The organism is Candidatus Hydrogenedentota bacterium (genome assembly GCA_035450225.1).
In the GTDB taxonomy this organism is placed as follows: domain Bacteria; phylum Hydrogenedentota; class Hydrogenedentia; order Hydrogenedentales; family SLHB01; genus DSVR01.
This window is the reverse complement of record DAOTMJ010000005.1, coordinates 157,039-180,585: the sequence shown is the minus strand read 5'-3', so window position 1 is coordinate 180,585 and position 23,547 is coordinate 157,039. Positions and strand designations below refer to the sequence as shown.

Genomic DNA, 23,547 nt, shown 5'->3' with positions numbered 1-23,547 from the left:
ATATCTGCGTGTATCTGCGTCATCTGTGGATCGTATGGTTCTCCGCAGATGACGCCGATGCACGCAGATGAAAAACAGGGCATGGGTGTTGGGGCCACGCGATTCCAAACTCGAATCCGCAGGTCAAAAGGGATTCAGGGTCGCCAGCGTGCCTGAAAGCCGACAAAGATGCTGTATGCGGGGCAACGATCGTCTGCGCGATTGGGCATCGTGTTCTCGATCGAACGAGGCGGCGGAAAGGCGGCAGGATGCTGCCTCTATCGTAGACGCGGCATCCTTGCCGCGCGTTCCTTGCGTGGGAATTGGTAGGTCGCATTCAGCTTGACACGGCACGCCGAATCCAACCAGAATGATCGCGTCACAGGCTGGAAATTCGTTCCGGCTGTTTTCATGCAGGAGATCCGCGCAAAGTGTCAGGATTCGGGCGCGCGCCGCGTGTGCATTTTTCGGGAATCGGCGGGACGGCGATGGTGGCGGGGGCGCGTTTGGCCGTGGAAGCGGGCTGGGAGGTCCGGGGCAGCGACAATCCGCTGTATCCGCCGACCTTGGACATGGTCGCGGCGCTCGGCGTGCCCGTCGCGGAAGGGTACCGGGCGGAAAATCTGGATTGGAATCCCGATCGGGTGGTTATTGGCAATGCGCTGAGCCGGGGCAATCCGGAAGTCGAAGCGGCCCTGGATCGGAAACTGCATTATACAAGCCTGCCGGAGTGGTTGAAGGACGTGGTGCTTCGCCGACGCCGTCCCGTGGCGGTTTGCGGCACACACGGCAAGACGACGACCACCGCGTTGACGGCCTGCCTGCTTGATCGCGCCGGCTTCAATCCGGGATTTTTGATCGGCGGACAGCCGCTCGATTTCGATCATTCGGCCCGGCTCGGTTCGGAAGGGGCTCCGTTTGTTATCGAGGGCGACGAGTACGACACGGCTTTTTTCGACAAGCGTGCGAAGTTCTTCCATTATCTCCCTGAAATCGCGGTCGTGACTTCCGTTGAATTCGATCACGGCGACATCTACCGCGATCTCGGAGAAATCGAGCGCGCGTTTCAATGGATGCTGCGGCAGATTCCGCGCGGCGGGTGGCTGCTGGCCTGCGCGGATCATCCCGGCGCGGCGGCGTTGATTCCGCATGCCCCGTGCCGGACGGCCACGTACGGTTTCGATAAAAGCGCGGACTGGCGTGGCGAGTGGGACGGCACGTTCCATGACGGCCTCGCGCAGGTCGCGGTTTACCGCCAAGGGCAGCCATGGGCGGAAATGGCGATCCCGCTGGCGGGGCGGCACAATCTGCTGAACGCCTTGGCCGCCGTGGCCGTGGCCGGCACGCTCGGCGCGGAACCGGAAGCCATTATCGCGGCCATGCCGGCGTTTCGTGGCGTCCGCCGGCGCATGGAAGTCTTTCTCGAATCGCGCGGCATGATCTTCGTGGACGATTTTGCGCACCATCCCACGGCGATCCGCGAGACCATCGCCGCGGCGCGCGGCCGCTGGCCGGAGCGCCGCCTGCGCGTCCTGTTCGAACCGCGGTCGAATACGACCGTTACCAATCGTTTCCAAGCCGAGCTCACGGAAGCATTCGTGCAGGCGGACGAGGTGTGGCTTGGCCCCATCCATCGCGCCGAACGCATTGCGGACGACGAACGTCTCAATCGGGAAGCCCTTGTCGCCGAACTGAAAACACGCGGCATCGAAGCGCATTGCGGCGAAGACGCGGCCCAAATGGCCGGCGAAGTTCTTGCCGACGGTCGTGCCGGCGACCTTGTGCTCATCATGAGCAACGGGGCCTTCGGCGGCATATACCAAAAGTTTCGGGAGTTGACGGGAGACGGTTCGTGAACGCGTGTCCGGATGGATTTTCCGAGCGTGATGGATCGGCAGGAAGCCTGCCGCATTTGGCCTGCATACCCTTGCCGGCCTGACCCGTTTCGCCTTTCGAGAAGGGATCGTGTCGCTGGATGATTGATCCGGGCGGTTCAATGAGAAAAGGCTATTTCAGGACTTCATCCGGAATCCGCCAACAGCGGATTCGCTCGCGTTTCCATGTGTATGAAATGGCCACGCCGTTGGACGTGCGCACGATGGCGGGATAGGAATATTCGCCCGGCGCCGTTTCCAAATCGGCGATCGCGGACCATGTTTGGCCGTTGTCTTTCGATACGGTCAGGGTAAGCGGCGTGCGCGGCCCCCAATTGCGGGCGACGGGATTGTACACGAGCAACACGCGGCCGTCATCCAGGCGCAGGGCGTCAATGCCGCTGTTGTTGTTGGGCAGATCGGTCATTTCGGCGGGGGCCCATGTCTTGCCGCCGTCGGACGAATCCGCCCGCGCGATTTTGCCGGCCGTGGTCCGCATGAGCGCATGGACATGGCCCGGGGCTGACTCCCAGAACGTCGGCTGGATCGCTCCTCGGCAATTTGTTTTTTTGACGTCGAAGAAGAAGTCGTCCGAACGTTGCCATGTTTTGCCGCCGTCTTCGGATCGGTCGGCGAACGCTTTCCATGCTTTCTCTTCCGTGGAGGCGGGGGCCAGCCACGCGCCGTCGGACAAAATGATTGGCTTGTTCTTCACGGGACCGCGCCCGCCGCGATCGCCGGGCGCCAGTTCGACGGGATCAGACCATGTCTCCCCATCGTCGCCGGATTGCATCCAATAGGTTTGCCATGACGGCACGCTGGGGCCGACCTTGAAAAAAAGATACGTCGCGCGCTTGGGATCGCGGAAGAGAACCGGGTTCCAATGGGCGATTGGGGCTATCTTCGCCGTGCGCTTTACGGGAGACCATGTGCCGTTGGCAAAGCGCGACGTCCAAATTCCGACATCCGGATCTTTTTCCTTGGTTCCCCCAAACCATGCGCAGAGCAACGTTCCATTGCCCGTTTCGACGAGGGTGGATGCGTGGCATTCGGGGAAGGGGCGATCATCCCCGAAAATGAAGTCCGCCCCGCCGCCCTTTTCGATCACCTGCCGCAGAAACACGTCGGGCGTCAATGCCGCCTGCCCATACGCAGCCAGTCCCGCCACGATCCCCAGAGTCCACATCATCCATCCTCCTTGTCATCGCCATCGTCATTGTTGCGACACAAAGTACAATCCGCATTCATTCAAGTCCGGGTCGCCGCCATGATTGCGGCGCCGAGCGCGCCGGTGAATTGGGGTTTTTCCGCCATGCGCACGGGGCGATCGAGCGCCGTCTCGATGGCCTTCGCCATGCCCGGAACCAGTGCGACGCCGCCCGTAAACAGGATGGGCGCTTCGACATGGCGTCCGGCCATGGCGACCACACGCTTGGCAATCGAGAGTTGGACGCCGGCGACGATGTCGGCGGGCGGCGTGCCGGATGCGAGCAATCCGATGATTTCCGTTTCGGCAAAGACGACGCAAGTGCTGCTGATGGAGGCGGGTGCGGCGGATTGCCCGGCCCATTGATCGAGCGTGGCCCAATCGGCGCCCAGCCGCGATGCAACCACCTCGAAAAAACGGCCCGTGCCGGCGGCGCACCGGTCGTTCATGCTGAAATCGCGGACATTTCCCTTTGCATCAAGCCGGATCAATTTGCTGTCTTGGCCGCCGATTTCGATGATGGTCATAGCATCGGGCGCAATAAAGCGGACGCCGCGCGCATGGCAGGTGATCTCCGTGACGGTTGTGCCGGCGCATTGGATGAGGTTGCGGCCGTACCCTGTCGCGACAATTCCGCCCAGCGTTTCGCGCGCGATGCCTGCGTTTTCCAGCAGCGATTCCAGCAGTCGTTCCGCGAGGGCCTGCTGATCAATGGATTGATCCGCGGCGCCTTCCGCGAGAATTGTGTTGGCATCGGCGTCGAAAAGCACTATCTTCAGCGCGCGGGATCCCGCGTCGATGCCGGCTGTGATCACGTGGCTTCCTCCTGCCTCTGTATGGGCAATTCCAGCGTCATGTAGTAGTAAGGCAAACCGTCATCGCCCAAAAAAGATTCCTGCCGAACGAAGCCGCGCCGCTCGTACATGCCGCGCGCACGATCGTTGTCCTGCACCACGGTCAGGGAAATCCTCGGAATGCCGCGCCGGGCCGCTTCGGCAAGGACATGATCCATGAGACGTCGGCCCAACCCTTTTCCCTGCCATTCGTCCGTGACGCCCAAGCCGAAGGTAGGGCAATCCGAAGACAGATTCCAGAGGAAACTCCATCCGATGATCTGTCCGTTCGTCACGGCCACCATGTCGAATTTTTTGCCGGCTTCCGGCGCGTTTTCGGCGATAATGGCCTCGCATGCTTCGACGGTCGTCCGATCTCCCAAGGGATGGAACGTGCGCTTCGACTCCGCGCCCAGCGCATTGTACACGGATTCAAGCGCCGCGGCATCGCCATCGGCAATGGATCGGATAATCACGTTTTCCATGCGGGGTAAGGTACCGTTTTGGCTTGGCATCTGTCCACTTCGTGCTTTGCGGTCCTGCGGGCAGCCGACGCAACGCCTGAACGACCCAAGATTTCACAACCTGCCTTGTTGTGCAAAATGTTGCCAACGCCCAGCCGCGGCGGAACATGCTTCGCGGGATGAACAAGTATCGAAGGCTTGCGGGATTGATTTATGTCCGGTATCTGAAACGACAATTCAACAATTTTGTAGCATTCGTTTTAAATTCATACTAAAAGGTATGATTATATGCTGCTGTAATAGTGCATAATTACATCTTGAGGCGAAAACGTCTCCCGGCAGGGATTCGAAGAGTATGAAGAACGGCAAATCCATGACTGAAAATAAATTATGCAATTTTTTTTGACAAGCCTTCCGGTCGGCGGCTATAATCGGTGCATGGATTGAGGCTGTCCAGAGCGTTCCTTCCTGTAGGATTGCATGGCATACCCGACAAGGCCGTCCGGAAAAGATATTTGTTTTTCGGCGATGCGCAGTGAGAACCTCATGAGTGAAACCGTTTATACGGGCGTGACAGTATACGTTTGTCATCGTTGTATTCCCGCGGGTGTTCTTCTCCCGCGCCAATGGACTCAGGATGGTGTTCATGTGCGCGTGAAAGAATTGCCGTGCAGCGGCAAGACCGATCCGCAGTATCTTTTTCATGCCATCGAATCGGGCGGACGGGGTGTTCTCGTGGTGGCGTGTCCCCGGGGAGAATGCCATCTGGCGCAGGGCAACTACCGCGCCGAAATCCGCATACGCACGGCGCGGCGTCTCTTGGCCGAAATAGGCATGGAGCCGGAACGCGCTGAAATCATTCATTGCCTGCCCGGCAGCGATCTTCAAGTGCTAATCCGCGACGCCGTGGAACGGTTCAGGGCATTGGGTGAAAGCCCGATTCTTGTGTGATGTCTTGTCCGGCAACGGCGTCGTTGTCCGGCGGAAGGATTTGGAGCGAATGCAGACATTGGGTGAAGGTAAAGACGTATGAGTGAAAAGGCCGCGGGACTCCAGGCAAGGATAGACTCGGGAAAACCGATCCTGCTCGTCGAGGTTGAACCGCCGAAGAGCGGGGACGCCGCGCCGCTTCGCGCGACCGCGAAACGGTTTGCCGGCAAGGTTGACGCGATCGGTTTGAGCGATAACCGCCATGGCGTGTGCATGTCGGCGCTGGCCGCGGCGGGGATTGTCGCGTCGGAAGGCCTCGAAACCATCCTGCACATCGTAACGCGCGACCGGAACCGCATTGCGTTGCTGGCGGAATGTCTCGGCGCGCAGGCGCTGGGCGTGCGGAACATCTTCTGCACCAGCGGCACGCATCAGACCCTCGGCGTGTGCCGTCCCGCCAAGAATGTGTACGACATAGACTCGATTCAGTTGATTGATGCATTGACCCGCTTGGCCGAAGGTTCGGCGGTATATCCGGAACGTTTCGAAAGCGTGGGACCGTTCTGTCTGGGCGCCGTCGCGGCGCCATTTGCGGATCCGATGGAAATGCAACTGATTCGGCTTGCGAAGAAGTTGAATGCGGGCGCACGCTTCTTGATTACGCAACCCGTGTACGATATCGAACGGTTTCGCGCATGGTGGGAGCAGATTGAGAAGCGCGGTCTTCACGAGCGCGCGGCCATTTTAGCCTGCATTCAACCGCTGTGCGATGCCGCCGGGGCGGCCGTATTCGCGTCGAGCCGGCCGTCGCCGCTGGTTCCCCGCGAACTGTTGGATGCGCTGTCGTCCGCCGGTGATACCCAGGCGCAGCGCGAAGCGGGTATCGGCATCGCATTGGAAACCATTCGGCAACTTTCCGGCCTCAAGGGATTGCGCGGATTCCAAATTTGCGCGGAAGACGATGAGAGCGCCGCCCTTGAAATCATCGAGCGTGCCGGATTGGGAGTTCGCTGATCGTGCCGGCCAAGTATCATATTGACACCCGTTCCGCGCCGCCCCGCGAACGGCCCGTGGGTAAACTGGGCATAGTGGATTGGCGCGAGGATTGTTCGAATTGCCACAACTGCGTCAAGCGCGACTGTGTGTACGGGTTCTATCGCGAAGAGGCCGACACGTTACGCGACGAGATCGGTTACCTCGATTATGTATACCAATGCAAAGGTTGCCTGACCTGCGTGCAGAATTGCACAAAAGGGATCCTTACCCGCGTCGTCAATCCCGAATACCGGCGTCTTGGCGACGACTATTATACGCCTGAAATCATCATGTCCAACTGGTATCAGGCCGAGACGGGATCCATTCCCGTGTCCGGTTCAGGGTACGGCGGCCCGTTCTGTGGTCCCGATTTCGATTCGATGTGGACGGACATGTCGGAAATCGTCCGTCCGACGCGCGACGGCATCCACGGACGCGAATACATCTGCACGAGCGTGGACATCGGACGCAAGCCTCCGTTTTTATCTTTTCGCGATGGCCGGATGATGGATACGCCGCCCGCGCTAATGGAAATTCCGTTTCCGGTGATCTTCGACATCGTGCCGGTGCAATTCCGGCGCGGATCGGTGATACGGACGATAGCAATGGCCGCGGCAACCCTTGGCACGTTGTTTGTGGCTGATGGACGCGAAACACCGGAGGGAGTTTCGTTCGACGAGGGGCACGGCATTCCGTTATACGACGGCGCGGAGTCCCCCATTCATCCGTCCGCGCCAATGATAATGATCTCTTGCGACGAAAATGTCCTTGCCGTCCAACAACGCATCAAGACCCAGTCGCCCAATCGCCTGGTCGCCATCCGGCTGGAGGCCACGCCGGACTCCGCGAACCGAATCTGCCAATTGACGCGGGATGGAGCGGAGATTGTGCATCTTGTGTTCGACGCGCATGGACGTGAACACACGCCGTCGAATTCCCGCCACATGCGCGACGTATTGCGCGAGGTGCATCGGGTCTTGGTGAAGGAAGGAATGCGCGATCTCGTCACGATTATCGCATCGGGCGGAATTGCGCAGGCCGAGCATGTCGCGAAGGCCATCATTTGCGGGGCGGATCTCGTCGCGATCGACCTGCCGCTCATGATCGCGCTCGAATGCCGGTTGTGCGGCGAATGCGCGCGCGGCGAGAGGTGTCCCGTTCGCGTCGAGGACGCCGGGGAGGACTACGGGGTTCAGCGGATTGTGAACCTTATGGGCGCGTGGCGAAACCAGTTGCTTGAACTGCTGGGCGCGATGGGCATTCGCGAAATGCGCCGTCTGCGCGGTGAAACAGGGCGCGCAATGTTTTTCGAGGATCTCGAGGCGACGCATTTCGGCCGCCTGTTCGGCAAACGGAAAGCGGGAGCATAGCCGGCTATGAGCGCGATGGCATCAACCGATTTTTCCAACGAGGTTCGCCGCGAAGTGCGCGTGGCGTCGCCGAGGTATCGCAACGAACTCGGCAAATTCCGCGTCTATCGCGACTCGCGCTGCACGGCCTGCGGAAAATGCGTCGAATTGTGTCCCTATGGCGTTCACAAACGCCCCGAAGGCTATCGCGCGCCGATTCGACCCCTCGACTATCGTTGCATCGGTTTTGAATGCGAGCAAACCGGGCATTATTGCATTGCCGCGTGTCCGGTCGGATCATTGTCGTTGTCCGACAACCCGGCGTTTGCCACGCTGGGCGATTACCGCTGGACGCCTGACTTGCTGGCAAGCACATGGGCCATGGCCGAGACCGGGCAACGCCCCCCCGCCCATCTCGAATGCGAGACGGGCGCTTCGGGCGGCGGATTCGACAAACTGCGGTTTCGGTATCCCGAAAAAACAGGGATTCGGCGCGAGGACATCTCGACCGAGTTGCTGCTCAACCGGCGGAACGACTCGCGTCCCAAGATCAAGATAGATGTGCCCTGGTATGGCGGCGGTATGTCGTTCGGCTCGACGAATATCCGCGCGCTGCTCGGCAAGGCGCGTGTCGCCAAGGCATGGAATTCGTTTACATGCACCGGCGAGGGTGGCTATCCGGAGCGTTTCATACCCTACGCGGATCATGTCATTACGCAAGTGGCCACGGGCCTGTTCGGCGTCCGCGAAGAAACCATCAAGCGCGCGCGGATTGTCGAGTTCAAATATGCCCAAGGCGCGAAACCAGGCTTGGGCGGCCATCTGCTCGGCGATAAAAATACACCGGAAGTGGCCGCCATGCGCGAAGCGGTGGTCGGCACTTCGCTCTTTTCGCCGTTCCCATTCCATAGCGTCTATTCGATCGAAGATCACAAGAAGCATCTCGACTGGATTGCCCATGTGAATCCGCGCGCGTTGTTGTCGGCCAAGGTCTCGACGCCGGCGGACGTGGACATGGTGGCCGTGGGCGTGTATTGCGCGGGCGCGCACATCGTCCATATTGACGGCAGTTACGGCGGCACCGGCGCCGCGCCGAACATCGCCAAGAAGAACATCGCGTTGCCCATCGAATACGCCATCAACCAGTGCCACCAGTTCCTTACCGCCGAAGGCGTGCGCGACGAGATCACGTTGATCGCCAGCGGCGGCATCCGCACGCCGGCGGACGTCGCGAAGGCCATCGCCCTGGGCGCCGACGGATGCGTAATCGGCACGGCGGAACTGGTCGCGCTCGAATGCATCCGGTGCGGCTGCTGCGAGAGCGGGCGCGGATGTCCCCGTGGGATTTGTACCACGGACTCCGGTCTGCTTGAACTGATTTCAATCGAGTGGGCGACGCAACGGCTTGTCAACATGTACACCGCATGGCGCGAGATGTTGATAGACATTCTGTACCGGCTGGGGTTGGATTCTGTGGCCGCGCTGCGGGGCCGCACCGACCTGTTGATGCACCTCGATTACGAGAATGGAACCGAAGCATGACGCCGCATTCCTTCATGAACAAAATGGATGTTGCGACCCGCCTGATCCGTGCCCGGGCCGGGTTGCGTCCGAATGGCGACTGGTATCAGCGGTCTCCGGAAGCGGAAGGTGGCTGCGGCGTCACGGGTTTTGCCTGCACCATTCCCGTGCGCGGCAAGCACATCTACGAACCGTCCATCCAGATGCGCAATCGCGGCAACGGCAAGGGCGGCGGCATCGCGGCGTGCGGTCTTGCGCCGGAGGATTTGGGCGTGTCGCGCGACACGCTCGACGAGAGTTACATCCTGCAAATCGCCCTGCTCGATCCGAATGCGCGGGAAGAGGTCGAGAAGAAGTACATCGAACCGTTCTTTGACGTCAGCCACGGCGGGCTGATCTCGACTGTTGACGATTATCGCGATGTGCCCCTGCTCGACATGCGCCCGCCCGATGTCGCACGCTACTTCGTGCGCGTCAAGAAGGACGCATTAGAACGTTTCGCAACGGAGAAGAACCTTGCGGATTTGCGCGAACGCGAAATCGAGGACGAGTTCGTTTTTCAGAATTCCGTCAAGTTGAACGACGAGTTTTACGCATCGCTCGGCGAGAAACGCGCGTTCGTCGTGTCGCACGCCCGCAATCTCATCATTATGAAAATCGTCGGGTACGCCGAAGCGTCCGTCCAGTACTACAAGATGGAGAACGTGCGGGCACATGTGTGGATCGCCCACCAGCGCTATCCGACCCGCGGCCGGGTCTGGCATCCGGGCGGCGCGCATCCGTTCATCGGTATGAACGAGGCGCTGGTGCACAACGGCGACTTCGCGAATTACGTCTCGGTGTGCGAGTACTTGGCGCAGCGCAACCTTTTTCCGCGATTCCTGACGGACACCGAGGTTTCCGTCATGTTGTTCGACCTGATGCACCGCGTGTACAAGTATCCCGTCGAGTACATCATCGAGGCGCTTGCGCCGACGACGGAACTCGATTTCGACCGGCTTTCTCCGGAACGCCAGCGTATTTACCGGCAGATTCAGGCGTCGCATATTCACGGATCGCCCGACGGCCCGTGGTTCTTCATCATCGCCCGGACATTGAGCGAGATGAAGGGATTCCAACTTCTCGGCATCACGGACACGGCCATGCTGCGCCCGCAGGTCTTTGCGCTGCAGGAAGGAAAGGACGTTTCCATCGGGCTGATTTGCTCGGAAAAGCAGGCCATTGATGCGACGCTCGCCAGCCTCAACAAGGAAGATCCGCGGTTCCTGCCCGTGGCCGACCAATATTGGAACGCCCGCGGAGGCAGTTTTACGGACGGCGGCGCGTTCCTCTTCAACATCGTGCCTGAAAAGGGCGAAAACGGACATTATCGTTTGAACGCCACCGACAAGTTCGGCGTGCCGGTTTCAACCCCGCGCGGCCAAGTCCATTGCGATCTCTCGATTGCACCAAGTGTTTCGACGTCCGCCGAGGAAGATTCATCGGCCATCGAACGCGCCATACACGACAACGATGCCGCCGGGCTTTTCGGGTATCTGCGCGATGCAATAGCGGGCATGGATTACGATCGGCTCCGTAATGCGGTAAGCGAACTGGCCGCCCAGACGGCGCTCCGCGCTCCGCGCGTCGGCATCGAGGCGTTGACATTGTGTATCGATCGCCGCTATCCCACGGGAGAGAAGAAGCGCGGTTCCGTCTACACGATTTTGCGCGATGGACTCGAAAAGATCTTCGCGCAACAGCCCTTGCTCGACGATCCGCGCGAGAGCGTCTATCGGCGGGTTACCCTGGCCACGCGCGATCGGCTTCGCGCGCCGCAATCCAATGAGCGGACGCTTCTCATAGACGCGCGCGGATTCGCCCCGCAAGGCGCGGATTGCGACGCGCGCGTCGCGGTGGATGCCTATAATCTCGGATGGCGTCATATTGTTCATTATAATTCGCGCGGGACCCGCTTCCATGCGTCGGGTTTCGGTCCGGCCACCGACGGCCTGCGCATTGATTGCTACGACAATCCCGGCGACTATCTGGGATCCGGCATGGACGGACTTGAAGTCTACGTCCACTGTAATGCCCAAGACCAAGTTGGCCAGATCGCCAAGCGCGGCAAGATGGTCGTCTATGGCGACGCCGGCCAGACCTTCCTGTACGGCGCCAAGGGCGGCACGATCTTCGTGCAGGGCAACCTCGCGGGACGTCCGCTGATCAATGCCGTGGGCAAGCCGCGCGTCGTCATCAACGGCACTGCGCTGGATTTCCTCGCGGAATCGTTCATGGCGGGCGATCCGCTTGACGGTGGCGGATTCGTCATTGTGAACGGCGTCCGTTTTGATCAGGACGGGCATGTGGTTCCGCTGGATCTTCCCTATGCGGGCGGCAATTTGCTTTCGTTGGCGTCGGGCGGCGCGATTTACGTGCGCGATCCGCATCGGACATTGGTTGTGGAACAACTGAACGGCGGCATGTATCTTCCGCTGACGCCTGAAGATTGGCGGCTTATTCTGCCCTATCTCCAGGAGAACGAGCGCCTGTTCGGCATTCGTGTCGATCGGGACCTGCTGACCGTGGATGGCGTGATCAGGCGCCCGGAGCAGGTTTACCAGAAAGTGGCGCCTTTTAAGAAGGAAATGATAAAGGCCGCCGAAATAACGGACGAGGTGGGCGAGTAATCATCATGAACGCCATGCAAATCAACGCAACGATTCCATCGTCGCTGGAATGGACGGACAGCACGCTTTTATCCGAGGTGGAACGCCGGAGCGGCGCGGCTGTCGGCACGTGTTTTCAGTGTCACAAATGCTCTTCGGGATGTCCTGTCGCGCCCGAGATGGATTTGTTGTCGAGCCAGATCATGCGCCTGATTCATCTGGGCGCGAAGAACGAGATCCTCGATTCCGGGGCCATCTGGGTTTGCGCTTCCTGCGAGGCTTGCACCACGCGTTGTCCGATGGGCATTGACATTGCCGCCGTCATGGACACGCTGCGGATGATGGCCGTCGAGGACAAGGCATCCGCAAGCGATGCGCGCACCCGAAGTTTCAACAAGGCGTTTCTTGCCAGCGTGCGTTGGCACGGGCGCGTGTTCGAGGCCGGCATGATGACCCTCTATAAACTTCTAAGCCGGGACTTCTTTTCCGACATGGACAAAATTCCCCGGATGCTGCAAAAGCGCAAACTGGCCATGCTGCCCCATTTCACGAGGAGCGCCAAGGATGTGCGCAAAGTCTTCAAGCGGGCCGAAGAGGAGGAGAAGAAACGGTGAAGTACGCCTTTTTCCCCGGCTGCAGCCTCGAATCCACCGCGTGGGATTTCGACAAATCCACCCGCGCCGTGTGCAAGGCGCTGGGCATCGAGTTGGCCGACATTCCCGAGTGGGTGTGCTGTGGTTCGACGCCCGCGCATTCCAGCAATGCCTCGCTGGCCGTGGCGTTGCCGGTCATGAATCTGCAGAAGGCGCGGGCCGCGGGATATTCGGACGTGCTGACCGCCTGCGCCTCGTGTTACGCGCGGCTGCGGACAGCCAATCACAAGGTGAATGCCGATGCCGGCGAGCGTGAACGCGCGGAACGGATCACCGGTAAACCCTATGACGGCGGCGTGAAGGTGCGCCACATTCTCGACGTGCTCGTCAATGATTTCGGCGTGCGTGAAATCCGCGGGCGCATTCAAAAGCCGTTGAGCGGACTTCGCGTTGCGTCCTATTACGGTTGTCTATTGTCGCGTCCTCCGGAGGTTGTCGCGTTCGACGACGCCGAGCATCCGTCCTGCATGGACGATCTGGTCAAGGCGTCCGGCGCGCAGGCCGTGGATTGGCCGCTGAAAACCGAATGTTGCGGCGCGAGTCTTTCGATCTCCAAAACGGATGTCGTCAATCGCCTTGGTTATCGGTTGTTGTCCATGGCCCACCGGGCCGGAGCGGAGTGCATGGTCGTGGCCTGTCCGCTTTGCCAGTTGAACTTGGATTTCAGGCAACCCGAAGCCCGCAAGGGCCACGCGGACGTTCCCGATATTCCGGTTGTCTATATCACGCAATTGCTGGGGCTTGCGTTGGGCATACCCAAGGGCGCACTGGGCCTCGACGCACTTACCATCAGCGCCGACCATTTGTCCGCGCGATGCGCCGCCGCGGGAAGGTCATGAGCATGGATGGCAATTCGATTCCAACGGGTGCGGTTCTGGTATGCGGTGCGGGCGTGGCCGGCATTCAGGCCTCGCTCGACTTGTCCGCCGCCGGTTTCCACGTTTACCTTGTGGAAGACAAGGCGGCTGTGGGCGGTGGCATGGCGCGGTTGGACAAGACGTTTCCGACGGGTGATTGCGCGACGTGCATCATTTCGCCGAAACTCGTCGAGTGCATGCGCGATCCGAACATTGAAGTGCTCACCATGGCCGATGTCGTCAAACTCGATGGAGAACCGGGGCATTTCAAGGCGACGGTGCTTCAGCGGCCGCGTTATGTGGACATAGACAAATGCACGATGTGCGGCGACTGTTCCGCGGTATGCCCCATTGAAGTTCCGAGTGCGTTCGATGCGCAACTTGGCACGCGCAAAGCCATCGATCGCGTTTATGCGCAAGCCGCGCCGAATGCGTTCGTCATTCAGAAACGCGGGCGCGCGGTGTGCAGTTCCGGCTGTCCGATTGATTCGAGCGTGCAGGCGTATGTCGCGCTGATTGCGGCGGGCCGTTTTCAGGAAGCCGCCGACGTCATCCGGCGTGAAAACCCGCTGCCCTCGATTTGCGGGCGTGTATGCTTTCATCCGTGCGAACTGAAATGCAACCGGGGCGCGGTTGATGAACCCGTCAATATCCGCGGCCTCAAGCGGTTCGCCATGGATCAATTCCCTTCGATGACGCCGCCCGCGGACATCCCAGCGACGGGCAAGTCAGTCGCGATTATTGGGTCGGGACCGGCGGGCCTTTCCGCCGCGCATTTTCTGGCGCTGGCGGGACATCAAGTGACCGTATTCGAGGCATTGCCGGTGCTGGGCGGCATGTTGTCGGTTGGAATTCCCGATTACCGGCTCCCGCCGGATATTCTAGAACGGGACTTGGCGGGAATCCGATCCTTGGGCGTCGAATTCAAAACGCGCACGGCGGCGGGTAGGGACGTGTCCGCCGATTCGATTACAAACGATTTCGATGCGGTGTTCATTGCCACGGGCGCGCATGAAAGCCAGAAACTCGACATCCCCGGCGAGAATGCCAAGGGCGTCATGCACGGCGCCGATTTCCTGCGCCAGTATGCCCTCGGTGAAAAACCTCCAATCGGGAAGCGCGTGGTGGTGGTCGGCGGCGGTAACACCGCCATAGACGCCGCTCGCACCGCCGTACGTCTGGGCGCACAGAAAGTCATGATCCTTTATCGCCGCACGCGCGACGAAATGCCGGCCGACCCGCTCGAAATTGATGCCGCCATCGCGGAAGGCGTCGAGATCCAGTACTTGGCCGCGCCGATCCGGGCCGTGGCGGAAAACGGCACGTTGACGATGCTCCGGTGCAAACGGATGCAACTCGGCGAACCGGACGAGAGCGGCCGCCGCCGTCCCGTTCCCATAGAAGGTTCCGAATTTGAGATCCAACTCGACACGTTGATTCCGGCGGTCAGCCAGTCGGTTGACCGCAAACTGGCGGAACTCTTCGGACTCGATGTCTCGCGGTGGGGAACTATCGTGACCGACGAAGTGACGATGGCGGCGTCGCGCAAGGGGTTCTTCGCGGGCGGCGACGTGGTCATGGGACCGTCGAGCGTGATTGACGCCATCGCGCACGGCAAGCGCGCCGCGAAGGGCATTGACAACTATCTTTCCGGCAGGCCGTTGGATACGGGGATTGCAAGGCCCTCCGAACGTCCGAACCCGCTGTGTCCGGACGATCTCAAGAAACTCAAGAAAAAGATCGAGGAAGCGGATCGTGTGGCCCCGGCCGAACGGGACGTATCCGAGCGTATCAGGGACTTTCGCGAAGTCGAGCATACCTACACCGCCGAAGAGGCCCAACGCGAGGCGCGGCGCTGCCTCAATTGCGGCGTCTGCTGCGAGTGTCTGCGGTGCGTCGAGGCGTGCAAGGCCGGCGCCATCATGCACGAACAAACCGCGCGGACCATCGAACTCGAAGTGGGCGCCGTCGTGCTTGCGCCGGGATTCGAGGCGTTCGACGGCGGCCGGCGCGGCGAATTCGGATTCGGACACGCGCAGAATGTCGTCACCAACGTTCAATTTGAGCGAATCCTGTCCGCATCGGGGCCGACCCAAGGCCATGTTGTCCGTCCCTCTGACGGCAAAACGCCCAAGCGTCTGGCCTTCATCCAATGCGTCGGGTCGCGCGACACGGGTTGCGACAACGAATATTGTTCGTCCGTGTGCTGCATGGCCGCCACGAAGGAGGCCATCCTGGCGAAAGAACACGAGCCGGATCTTGACATCACGATATTCTTCCTTGATCTTCGCGCATTCGGCAAGGATTTCGACCGTTACTATGAACGCGCGCGCAACATGGGCATCCGCTACGTGCGATCCTTCATCTCGCGCACGTTCGAAATGCCGGACACGAAGAATCTTGCGCTCGCGTATTTCGGACCGGATCGCAGGCAAGTCGAGGAAGAATTCGACATGGTGGTGTTGTCGGTCGGATTCGAGCCGAGCGAGGCGCTCCTCAATCAGGCCGGCGCGATGGGTATTGCGCTCAACAAATGGGGATTCGCGGAAACATCCGAACTAAGTCCAGTTGACACGTCGCGCCCCGGCGTGTTCGTGGGCGGCGCGTTCCAGGAACCAAAAGACATCCCGGACACCGTCATGCAAGCCAGCGCCGCCGCGGCGCGCGCCATGGCGTTGCTCTCGCCCGCGCGCGGCACGCAAGTGCGCGTCAAGCAATATCCGCCACAGCGCGACGTCACCGACGAACCGCCGCGCATCGGCGTGTTCGTCTGTCACTGCGGAAGCAATATCGCGTCCGTCGTTGATGTCGAGCGTGTCGTCGAGCGCATCAAGACGCTGCCCCATGTGGTGTATGCCGAGCACACCGTCTACACCTGCGCGGACGACAGCCAGGCACGAATCAAGCAGCATATCGCCGAGCATCGCCTCAACCGGGTGGTTGTCGCGTCGTGTACGCCGCGCACGCATGAGCCGATTTTCCGCGATACCTTGCGCGACGCTGGCCTGAACCCGTACCTGCTTGAAATGGCCAATATTCGGGAGCAATGTTCGTGGGTGCATGCGGGCGACCACGAGGCCGCCACGCAAAAGGCCATCGAAATTGTTCGCATGATCGTTGCGCGGGCCGCGGAACTCGTTCCGCTCAAAGACGAGACGGCGCCGGTTGAAAAGGCGGCGCTGATCGTCGGCGGCGGCATTGCCGGCATGACGGCGGCGCTGGCCATCGCGAGTCAGGGCTTTTCCGTCCACCTCGTTGAAAAGTCGGACACGCTGGGCGGCACGGCGCGCCGCATTTACCGTACCCTTGACGGATCGGACGTGCAGGCGTTCCTCGACACGACCATCGAAAAAGTCAATGCCGATAATCGGATTACAGTCCATTTGAATGCCAAAGCTTCCAAGGTGGAAGGCCATATCGGCGCGTTTTCCTCGACTATCGCTTCAAACGGCCAGTCGCGTGTCGTAAAACACGGTGTCGTGGTCGTGGCGACCGGCGCGACCGAATTGCGCCCGCACAGTTACGGTTACGGAACGAACGACAAGGTTCTTACGCAACTGGAATTGTCCGAACGCCTGGGCCGCGATGAAATTCGCTTGCCGGATAGGGGCACGGTGGTCATGATTCAATGCGTCGAGCAGCGCAACGGCGATCATCCCTATTGCAGCCGGGTCTGCTGCGCCACGGCGGTCAAGAACGCGCTAATCCTGCGCGCGCGCTATCCCCAGGCGCGGATCGTGGTCCTGTACCGCGACATGCGCACCTACGGATTCCGCGAGGCGGCCTATCGCGAGGCGCGCAAGCAGGGCGTGCTGTTCATCCGGTATGACGTGGAACAGCCGCCGGAACTCGATGCCGCCGGCCTCCTTCGTGTAAACGAGCCCAGTCTTGGCCGGACACTGGAATTGAAACCGGACATGATTGTGCTGGCGGCGCCGATGATCCCGCGTGCGGATCGGGAGGAACTGTCCGAGTTGCTCCGCGTTCCGCTCAATGCGGACGGTTTCTTCCTTGAAGCGCACGTCAAGTTGCGGCCCGTGGATTTTGCGAGCGAGGGTCTGTTCCTGTGCGGCACGGCGCATGCCCCCAAGAGCATCGGTGAGACCCTTTCGCAAGCCAACGCCGTCGCGGCCCGCGCCGCTTCGATCTTATCGCGCAAAACCATGCCGGTCGGCGGGCAAATCGCGTGGGTCGATCCCGACAAGTGCATCTCGTGCATGACCTGCGTGCACATCTGCCCGTACCATGCGCCGATGATCGGGCGCAACAACAAGGCGGAAATCCAAGGCGTGGTCTGTATGGGCTGCGGCAGTTGCACCGCCGAGTGCCCCGCCAAGGCGATCGAGTTGCGCCATTATCTCGACAACCAGATTCTACGCGCGCTCGATTTCCTGCTGGTGGGCGATTCCACGGAGGAATCCGTTGATTTGGATTATCTCGAACAAGTGGGCGTGGCGCCGCCGCGTTGGCATAAAGGACTCGATTGATTTCATGAAAGACGAACCTGTGATTGTCGCGTTTTGCTGCCACTACTGCGCGTATGCCGCCGCCGACTTGGCGGGCACGATGCGGCTTCAGTACCCCGGCACGGTGCGCGTGTTGCGCCTTCCCTGCACGGGCAAGATTGAGGTGAATTACCTGCTGGCGGCCTTCGAACGCGGCGCGGACGGCGTGTTCGTGGCCGGTTGTCTGGAAGGCGGTTGCCATTTCCAGGAAGGCAACCTTCGCGCCCGACGCCGTGTCGAACGCGCGAAACAATTCCTCACCGAAATCGGGCTTGAACCCGAACGCCTCGAAATGTTCAACCTTTCATCCGCCGAAGGCGCGCGTTTTGCCGAAATCGTCCGCGAGATGAGCGCGCGGATTGCGAAATTGGGTCCGAGCCCGTTGCGGCAAGGCGTGGAACATGTTTCCAAGGATCTCGATGATATTCAACGTGAAGCCGATAAAGTGATTGCATCTGGCGCCGCCTGCAAATAGCGGTTGCCGCAGGAGAAATATCATGATAGTTGCCGATCGAAAAAAAGTGCCGGAGATCCGGGACATGGTCAAGAACCATGAACGTGTGCTCCTCGTTGGATGCGGCACGTGCGTAACGGTGTGTCTGGCCGGCGGCGAACGCGAGACCGTCATCCTGGGATCAGCGTTGCGCATGTCGCTGAAACTGGCCGGGCGCGGCAATGTCGTGGTGGACGAGTGCGTCATCGAGCGGCAATGCGAAGATGCCTTCATAGATGTCCTGGCGCCCAAAGTGGCCGAATATGACGCGATATGCTCGTTCGGATGCGGCGCGGGCGTGCAGGCGCTGGCCGAGCGTTTCCCGAAGACCGCCGTCTATCCGGGACTAAACACCCAATTCATCGGCATCCTCGAATCGCAGGGCGTCTGGACCGAGAAGTGCGGCGGTTGTGGCGCGTGCCGCCTCGGTGAGTACGCCGGAATCTGCCCATTGACGCGATGCGCTAAGAAACTCCTCAACGGACCGTGCGGCGGATCGCGCGACGGCCAGTGTGAAGTCCGCGAGGACTTGGAATGTGGCTGGCAGCTTATCTATGACCGTGCCGTTGCCTTGGGCATTCTGGACAAGTTCGAGGCGTTGGCAACGCCGCAGGACTGGTCGTCGAGTCTCGACGGCGGCCCGCGAAAGGTGATCCGGGAAGATCAATGTATCGCCGGCATGGGTCCCAAGGCTTAGTTTGCTTCTTCGTAAAGACGCTGACGAAGTAGCGCCGATTTCCAAATCGGAAGGGCATGGAACGTCTTCGTCGGCCGATTCGGAAATCGGCGTTACGGCCCGAAATTTCACAAAATCAGGGCCATTTGTATGTTTTCGATGCGCTTGCCCTTGGCCGGGGCCAGCGGGACGTTGCAGTCTGCCGTTCCTGTGGTATAATTTCTCAAGGCGGCCCGGCCGCAATGACTCAGCCAAGAATATCATGCGCCGTCTGGCACAACAGCCGCGCGGCGCATTTTTCCCGAGGCCCCGTTGGAATGCCATTGGACGAAGGTACGTCTGCAAACGATACGTCGCTGTTGGACCGCGTAAACGGCCCGAACGATCTGCATGTGTTCAGTATCGAGGAACTGGAAATCCTGGCGCAGGAAATCCGCCGCCGGATTGTGGGGACGATCATGGCCAACGGGGGGCACTTGGCCTCGTCGCTCGGCGTGGTCGAATTGACGATTGCGCTCCACCATGTTTTCGATCTTGAACGCGACTGGATTGTGTGGGACGTCGGCCATCAGAGTTACGCGCATAAACTTCTGACCGGACGCAAGGACCGTTTCGACACGCTTCGCGTCAAGGGCGGGCTTTCGGGATATCCCCGGCGGGCGGAAAGTCCTTACGATGTATTCGGGACCGGCCACAGTTCGACGTCCATCTCCGCCGCGCTGGGCATGGCGGTGGCGCGGGACTATTTCCACGAGGATCGCCGCGTCATCGCGGTTATCGGCGACGGCGCGATGACGGGCGGCATGGCGTGGGAGGCCTTGAGCCACGCGGGGCACCTGGGCAGCGATTTGCTCGTGATTCTCAACGACAACAAGATGTCCATCGCGGAAAATGTCGGCGCGATGTCCGAATATTTCAGCCGGCTGATTACCGGCCGCCGCTACAAGCGGGCCAAGGAAGACGTGGCCAGTTTCGTCAAGACGGTCATCGGTCCCCGTTTCAGCCAGACCGCCCACCGCCTCGAACAATCCGTAAAAGGCTTCATTACGGCGGGCGGTGTGTTTCAGGAACTGGGATTCAATTACATAGGACCGGTGGACGGGCACGATCTGCCCGCGCTGGTGGGGCTGTTTTCCAATCTGAAAGACATGCACGGGCCGATCCTTTTCCATTGCGCGACGCAGAAGGGCAAAGGATTTGCGGAGGCCGAAAACGATCCGCTCAAGTACCATGGCGTAAAACCGTCCAAGTCCGATTCGATTGAAAACGAGGGTGAAGCGCGCGCACCCGAAAAAGAATTGCCCGCCGAGTCTTCGCTAACCTTTACCGATGTGTTTGCCGAAGCGCTTATTGAACGGGCGGAGGCCGACCCCACGATCGTCGGCATCACGGCGGCCATGCCTACCGGGACCGGATTGAACCGGTTTCAGGAGGCCTTTCCGGAGCGCTTTTATGATGTGGGGATTTGCGAACAGCACGCGGTCACGTTTGCGGCGGGCCTTGCCGCGCAGGGCATGCGCCCCGTGTGTGCGCTTTATTCCACATTTTTGCAACGGGGATACGATCAGGTCATTCACGACGTCTGCTTGCAGGATCTGCCCGTCGTGTTTGCCATAGACCGCGCGGGCGTGGTCGGCGAGGACGGGCCGACCCATGCCGGCGCGTTTGATCTCAGTTTCCTGCGCGCGTTGCCGAATCTGGCGATCCTTGCTCCGCGCGACGATTGCGATCTGCGGGCGATGCTGGAGTGGGCGCTGGCCCGGCCCGGCCCGGTGGCGATTCGGTATCCGCGCGACAAGGCCGTGACTATCGGCGATGGGGGTCCACGCGACATTTCGCGCGGGGAAATTCTGCGACACGGCGAGGATGCCGTGTTTCTGGCGGTGGGATCGCTCGTTCGCGCATGCATCAAGGCGGCGGAATTGCTCAAATGCGAAGGATTGTCGGTAGGCGTGGCTGATGCGCGGTGGATCAAGCCGTTGGACGGGGCTTTGCTGGACGCCCTGGCGTCCGTTCCGCTGATTACCGTCGAGGAAAATGCGTTGATGGGCGGATTTGGATCGGCCGTGCTCGAATATTACGAAAATACGGGGCGCCTTGCCGATGTCCGCATACACCGGGTAGGGTTGCCGGACCGATTCGTTGAACATGCCACCCGCGCCCAGCAACTGGCGGATCTCGGCCTGGACTACCGATCGCTCGCGGCCGCGGCCCGTGCGCTTGTAGCCGCCACGCCTGAGATGGGGGAGCGGGCGCTGCGGAGTTGACCGTTGGGTTCGCGGTTGGCGCGCGAAGGAACATAAAGAACCTAGACGACGCAAAGGATCTTGATCGGGAATTGCCGCCCATGGAGTTCCTTGCGTATCTTGCCTTGGAATCGGCCCTCTTATGAATTTTGGCAAGAAGCGGAGGATTGTGCGACATGGATGCCTGTGTGGTTTGTGTATGCGCCTTGGTTATCTTGCAGGCGTCCCATGCCGGATCGCCCACCGGCCGTTTTGCGTTGCCGGGTGAACAAAACATCATGGAAGAAGAGCATTTCGGCCTGGCGCACGGCATGCTGACGGCCGGCATCCCGTATCGCCACGTGGGCGGCATTCAGGGTATCTGGTCGCCGCCATGGGTCAGTTCCGATTTTTCCGTCGAATTGACGATAGACGGCCGGCTTGTCCGAACGGACCGGTACACGTGGCGTTACGGTGAAGTTGAGTGCGCGGGGAGGTCGGGCGAAATAACGGCCGTATCGGATGCTGTTCTGATCCCCGGTTCGCGTGCGGGCCTGATTGTGCTTGGCGTGGCGAACGCAAGCAAAACGCCCCGGACGTTGTCGGTGGCATGGACCGTTCGCGGCACGCTCGACGAAACAACCGTTTGGGAATTTGCGCGACCCCAGAGCGCGACCGCCGTGAATGTGTCCGCCCAAGGCCCGGAACTCCGTCTTGTGCAGGGTTCGCAGGCCATCGTGTTGCGAGCGGATGTTGCATGGGATGCGTCCAGCGGGCGTGGGATGGTTTCGATTGCATTGAAACCGCGCGAGCGGCGGCGCGTATGCCTCGGCTTTGCGATCGGCAAAACAGGGGAGGCCGTTGCGGAATGCGCGCGGCTCTTTGCGCGGCCGGGCCGCACGATCCAAAACGCACGCGCGGCGTTGGACGGGCATGTCCGCGAACTGTTTGACAAACTTCCGGTGTTCGACTCGGACAATGCGGACCTGACGGCGTTTTACAACCGTTCGCTGGCGCACCTGATTCTCAATCGGTGGACACTTCCGAATTTCGTGTTGAATCCTTATTACGGAACGGGGAGCGTCAAGGGGGGATGCGTCTGCAATTATTTGTGGAATTTCGGCGAAGTGTGGGAAATACTGCCGCTCTTCGATCCCGCCGCGACGCGCGAACATATCAAACAATTCTTGCGCACGGACCTCGCTTCCCATTTCGCGTTCATCCCGACGACCGGCGAGGCGTTCGGCCCGTGGTACATGGTCAACCAGGAAAAGATCATCGGCCTGATTTATTATTATGTAAAGAACACCGGCGATCTCGCGTTTCTGGACGATCGCGTGGATGGTAAAACGATCCTCGAATGGGCTGAACATCATGCGCGCGTGCTTGATGACCCCTCAAAGCCCGTTGCGCTGATTGACTACGGGCCGTCGAACAGCCATCTTGAACTTCGGCGCGGGTATCCCTACCACCATGTCATGCCGGATCTCAACGGGCGGCGTTACGGGAACTACCGGATGGCCGCCGAACTGTGCGAATGGGCGGGCAAGCCGGCTCCGGACCTGTTGGAACGCGCGGCGACGTTGAAATCCCTGTTGAAGCAGCGTCTTTGGGATGCGGAGGCCCGGTGGTTCCGCTTCGAGGACGGACAGGGGCGTTCGGATCTGCGCCATACGATTCAGATATTCAAACTCTTTGGCAGCGGCGTGTTGGACGCGGAACAAGAAGCGGGACTGCTCTCGCATTTGAACGAGCGCGAGTTTCTTTCCGAATACGGTTTGCACAGCATGGCCAAAACGGATATCGCCTACGATCAGGTGGACATTGACAACGGCGGCGGAGGCGCATGCGCCTGTTTCCCGCCGCAGATTGCGGAACGTTTTTACAAGGCGGGTCATGCAGGCGCGGCGGACGACCTTCTGCGGCGCATTCTCTGGTGGGGCGTCCGGATGCCCTACTGGGGCGATTCGCTGGTTGCCAACGCGATCGATTACCGGAAAGATTCCCCGCTTCAGTGCACGCTGGACGGAGCCGCCGCCGCCCAATGTGTTATTTTCGGAATGTTCGGCGTGGATGCCCGTCCAAACGGCGATATCGTGTTCAATCCGCACCGCCCTTCGTTCGCGGGCCGGATTTCCCTGCGTGGACTGCGTTTGCACGGCATATCTTTCGATGTGGAAGCCGCAGGGGATTCCTTCAGCGTTTGTGCTCGGAACAAGCGGTTTCGTTCGACCATCGGCACGCCTGTACAATGGCGCGCGGGTGAAAGGGTCTTTCAATACGTTCCATGAACGAAAC

General features: G+C 60.4%; 16 protein-coding genes. 13 read left to right on the top strand and 3 right to left on the bottom strand.

Translation table 11 applies throughout. The features are described from left to right. Positions 1-410 precede the first annotated feature (410 nt). Positions 411-1,835, top strand: coding sequence for a Mur ligase family protein (locus P5540_05455; GenBank protein HRT64255.1), 1,425 nt, complete (start codon positions 411-413; stop codon positions 1,833-1,835). Positions 1,836-1,986: 151 nt separating this feature from the next. Here P5540_05455 and P5540_05450 read toward each other — a convergent pair whose 3' ends face one another. The 3 genes from P5540_05450 to P5540_05440 are packed head-to-tail and all read right to left on the bottom strand — an operon-like array spanning position 1,987 to position 4,378. Next, positions 1,987-3,042, bottom strand: coding sequence for an exo-alpha-sialidase (locus P5540_05450; GenBank protein ID HRT64254.1), 1,056 nt, complete (start codon positions 3,040-3,042; stop codon positions 1,987-1,989). A gap of 59 nt (positions 3,043-3,101) precedes the next feature. Then, positions 3,102-3,875 carry an acyl-CoA dehydratase activase gene (locus P5540_05445; GenBank protein ID HRT64253.1) on the bottom strand — a complete coding sequence of 258 codons (774 nt, stop codon included), beginning with the start codon at positions 3,873-3,875 and terminating at the stop codon, positions 3,102-3,104. Beyond that, entirely contained in the window at positions 3,872-4,378 is a 507-nt protein-coding gene (locus P5540_05440; GenBank protein HRT64252.1) for a GNAT family N-acetyltransferase, read from the bottom strand. Before P5540_05440 ends, P5540_05445 begins: the two co-directional genes overlap by 4 nt. Positions 4,379-4,903: 525 nt before the next feature. On the opposite strand from P5540_05440, the gene P5540_05435 reads away from it, so the two are divergent. The 12 genes from P5540_05435 (at position 4,904) to P5540_05380 (ending at position 23,540) form a co-directional block, all read left to right on the top strand. Beyond that, the gene (locus P5540_05435; protein ID HRT64251.1) at positions 4,904-5,308 is read left to right on the top strand and encodes a hydrogenase iron-sulfur subunit; all 405 of its coding nucleotides are present in this window, start codon (positions 4,904-4,906) and stop codon (positions 5,306-5,308) included. 78 nt (positions 5,309-5,386) lie between these two features. Further along, on the top strand, positions 5,387-6,301 hold the full coding sequence (locus P5540_05430) for a methylenetetrahydrofolate reductase (GenBank protein ID HRT64250.1): 915 nt from the start codon (positions 5,387-5,389) through the stop codon (positions 6,299-6,301). A 2-nt stretch (positions 6,302-6,303) separates the two neighbouring features. Next, the gene (locus P5540_05425) at positions 6,304-7,692 is read left to right on the top strand and encodes a glutamate synthase-related protein (protein ID HRT64249.1); all 1,389 of its coding nucleotides are present in this window, start codon (positions 6,304-6,306) and stop codon (positions 7,690-7,692) included. 6 nt (positions 7,693-7,698) lie between these two features. After that, complete coding sequence (locus P5540_05420; protein HRT64248.1) at positions 7,699-9,213, top strand: glutamate synthase-related protein; 1,515 nt, start codon at positions 7,699-7,701, stop codon at positions 9,211-9,213. Then, the gene (locus tag P5540_05415; GenBank protein HRT64247.1) at positions 9,210-11,861 is read left to right on the top strand and encodes a glutamate synthase; all 2,652 of its coding nucleotides are present in this window, start codon (positions 9,210-9,212) and stop codon (positions 11,859-11,861) included. The genes P5540_05420 and P5540_05415 overlap by 4 nt, the downstream gene beginning before the upstream one ends. Before the next feature lie 5 nt (positions 11,862-11,866). Beyond that, on the top strand, positions 11,867-12,454 hold the full coding sequence (locus P5540_05410) for a 4Fe-4S dicluster domain-containing protein (GenBank protein ID HRT64246.1): 588 nt from the start codon (positions 11,867-11,869) through the stop codon (positions 12,452-12,454). Continuing rightward, entirely contained in the window at positions 12,451-13,332 is an 882-nt protein-coding gene (locus P5540_05405; GenBank protein ID HRT64245.1) for a CoB--CoM heterodisulfide reductase iron-sulfur subunit B family protein, read from the top strand. The genes P5540_05410 and P5540_05405 overlap by 4 nt, the downstream gene beginning before the upstream one ends. A gap of 2 nt (positions 13,333-13,334) precedes the next feature. Next, positions 13,335-17,837, top strand: coding sequence for an NAD(P)-binding protein (locus tag P5540_05400; protein HRT64244.1), 4,503 nt, complete (start codon positions 13,335-13,337; stop codon positions 17,835-17,837). Positions 17,838-17,841: 4 nt separating this feature from the next. Then, complete coding sequence (locus P5540_05395) at positions 17,842-18,330, top strand: hydrogenase iron-sulfur subunit (protein ID HRT64243.1); 489 nt, start codon at positions 17,842-17,844, stop codon at positions 18,328-18,330. Between the two features lie 22 nt (positions 18,331-18,352). Next, a complete protein-coding gene (locus P5540_05390; protein ID HRT64242.1) occupies positions 18,353-19,045 on the top strand; it encodes a methylenetetrahydrofolate reductase C-terminal domain-containing protein in 693 nt (230 codons plus the stop codon). 296 nt (positions 19,046-19,341) lie between these two features. Further along, the gene (dxs, locus tag P5540_05385) at positions 19,342-21,291 is read left to right on the top strand and encodes a 1-deoxy-D-xylulose-5-phosphate synthase (protein HRT64241.1); all 1,950 of its coding nucleotides are present in this window, start codon (positions 19,342-19,344) and stop codon (positions 21,289-21,291) included. A 155-nt stretch (positions 21,292-21,446) separates the two neighbouring features. Next, the gene (locus tag P5540_05380) at positions 21,447-23,540 is read left to right on the top strand and encodes a hypothetical protein (protein ID HRT64240.1); all 2,094 of its coding nucleotides are present in this window, start codon (positions 21,447-21,449) and stop codon (positions 23,538-23,540) included. Positions 23,541-23,547: the final 7 nt, after the last annotated feature.

Bases quoted from the DNA above. Each gene is read 5' to 3' on its own strand.
- P5540_05400 (HRT64244.1), top strand. From the start codon at position 13,335: ATGGATGGCAATTCGATTCCAACGGGTGCGGTTCTGGTATGCGGTGCG.
- P5540_05435 (HRT64251.1), top strand. From the start codon at position 4,904: ATGAGTGAAACCGTTTATACGGGCGTGACAGTATACGTTTGTCATCGT.
- P5540_05410 (HRT64246.1), top strand. From the start codon at position 11,867: ATGAACGCCATGCAAATCAACGCAACGATTCCATCGTCGCTGGAATGG.
- P5540_05415 (HRT64247.1), top strand. From the start codon at position 9,210: ATGACGCCGCATTCCTTCATGAACAAAATGGATGTTGCGACCCGCCTG.
- P5540_05450 (HRT64254.1), bottom strand. From the start codon at position 3,042: ATGATGTGGACTCTGGGGATCGTGGCGGGACTGGCTGCGTATGGGCAG.
- P5540_05390 (HRT64242.1), top strand. From the start codon at position 18,353: ATGATAGTTGCCGATCGAAAAAAAGTGCCGGAGATCCGGGACATGGTC.
- P5540_05380 (HRT64240.1), top strand. From the start codon at position 21,447: ATGGATGCCTGTGTGGTTTGTGTATGCGCCTTGGTTATCTTGCAGGCG.
- P5540_05430 (HRT64250.1), top strand. From the start codon at position 5,387: ATGAGTGAAAAGGCCGCGGGACTCCAGGCAAGGATAGACTCGGGAAAA.
- P5540_05395 (HRT64243.1), top strand. From the start codon at position 17,842: ATGAAAGACGAACCTGTGATTGTCGCGTTTTGCTGCCACTACTGCGCG.
- P5540_05440 (HRT64252.1), bottom strand. From the start codon at position 4,378: ATGGAAAACGTGATTATCCGATCCATTGCCGATGGCGATGCCGCGGCG.
- P5540_05420 (HRT64248.1), top strand. From the start codon at position 7,699: ATGAGCGCGATGGCATCAACCGATTTTTCCAACGAGGTTCGCCGCGAA.
- dxs (HRT64241.1), top strand. From the start codon at position 19,342: ATGCCATTGGACGAAGGTACGTCTGCAAACGATACGTCGCTGTTGGAC.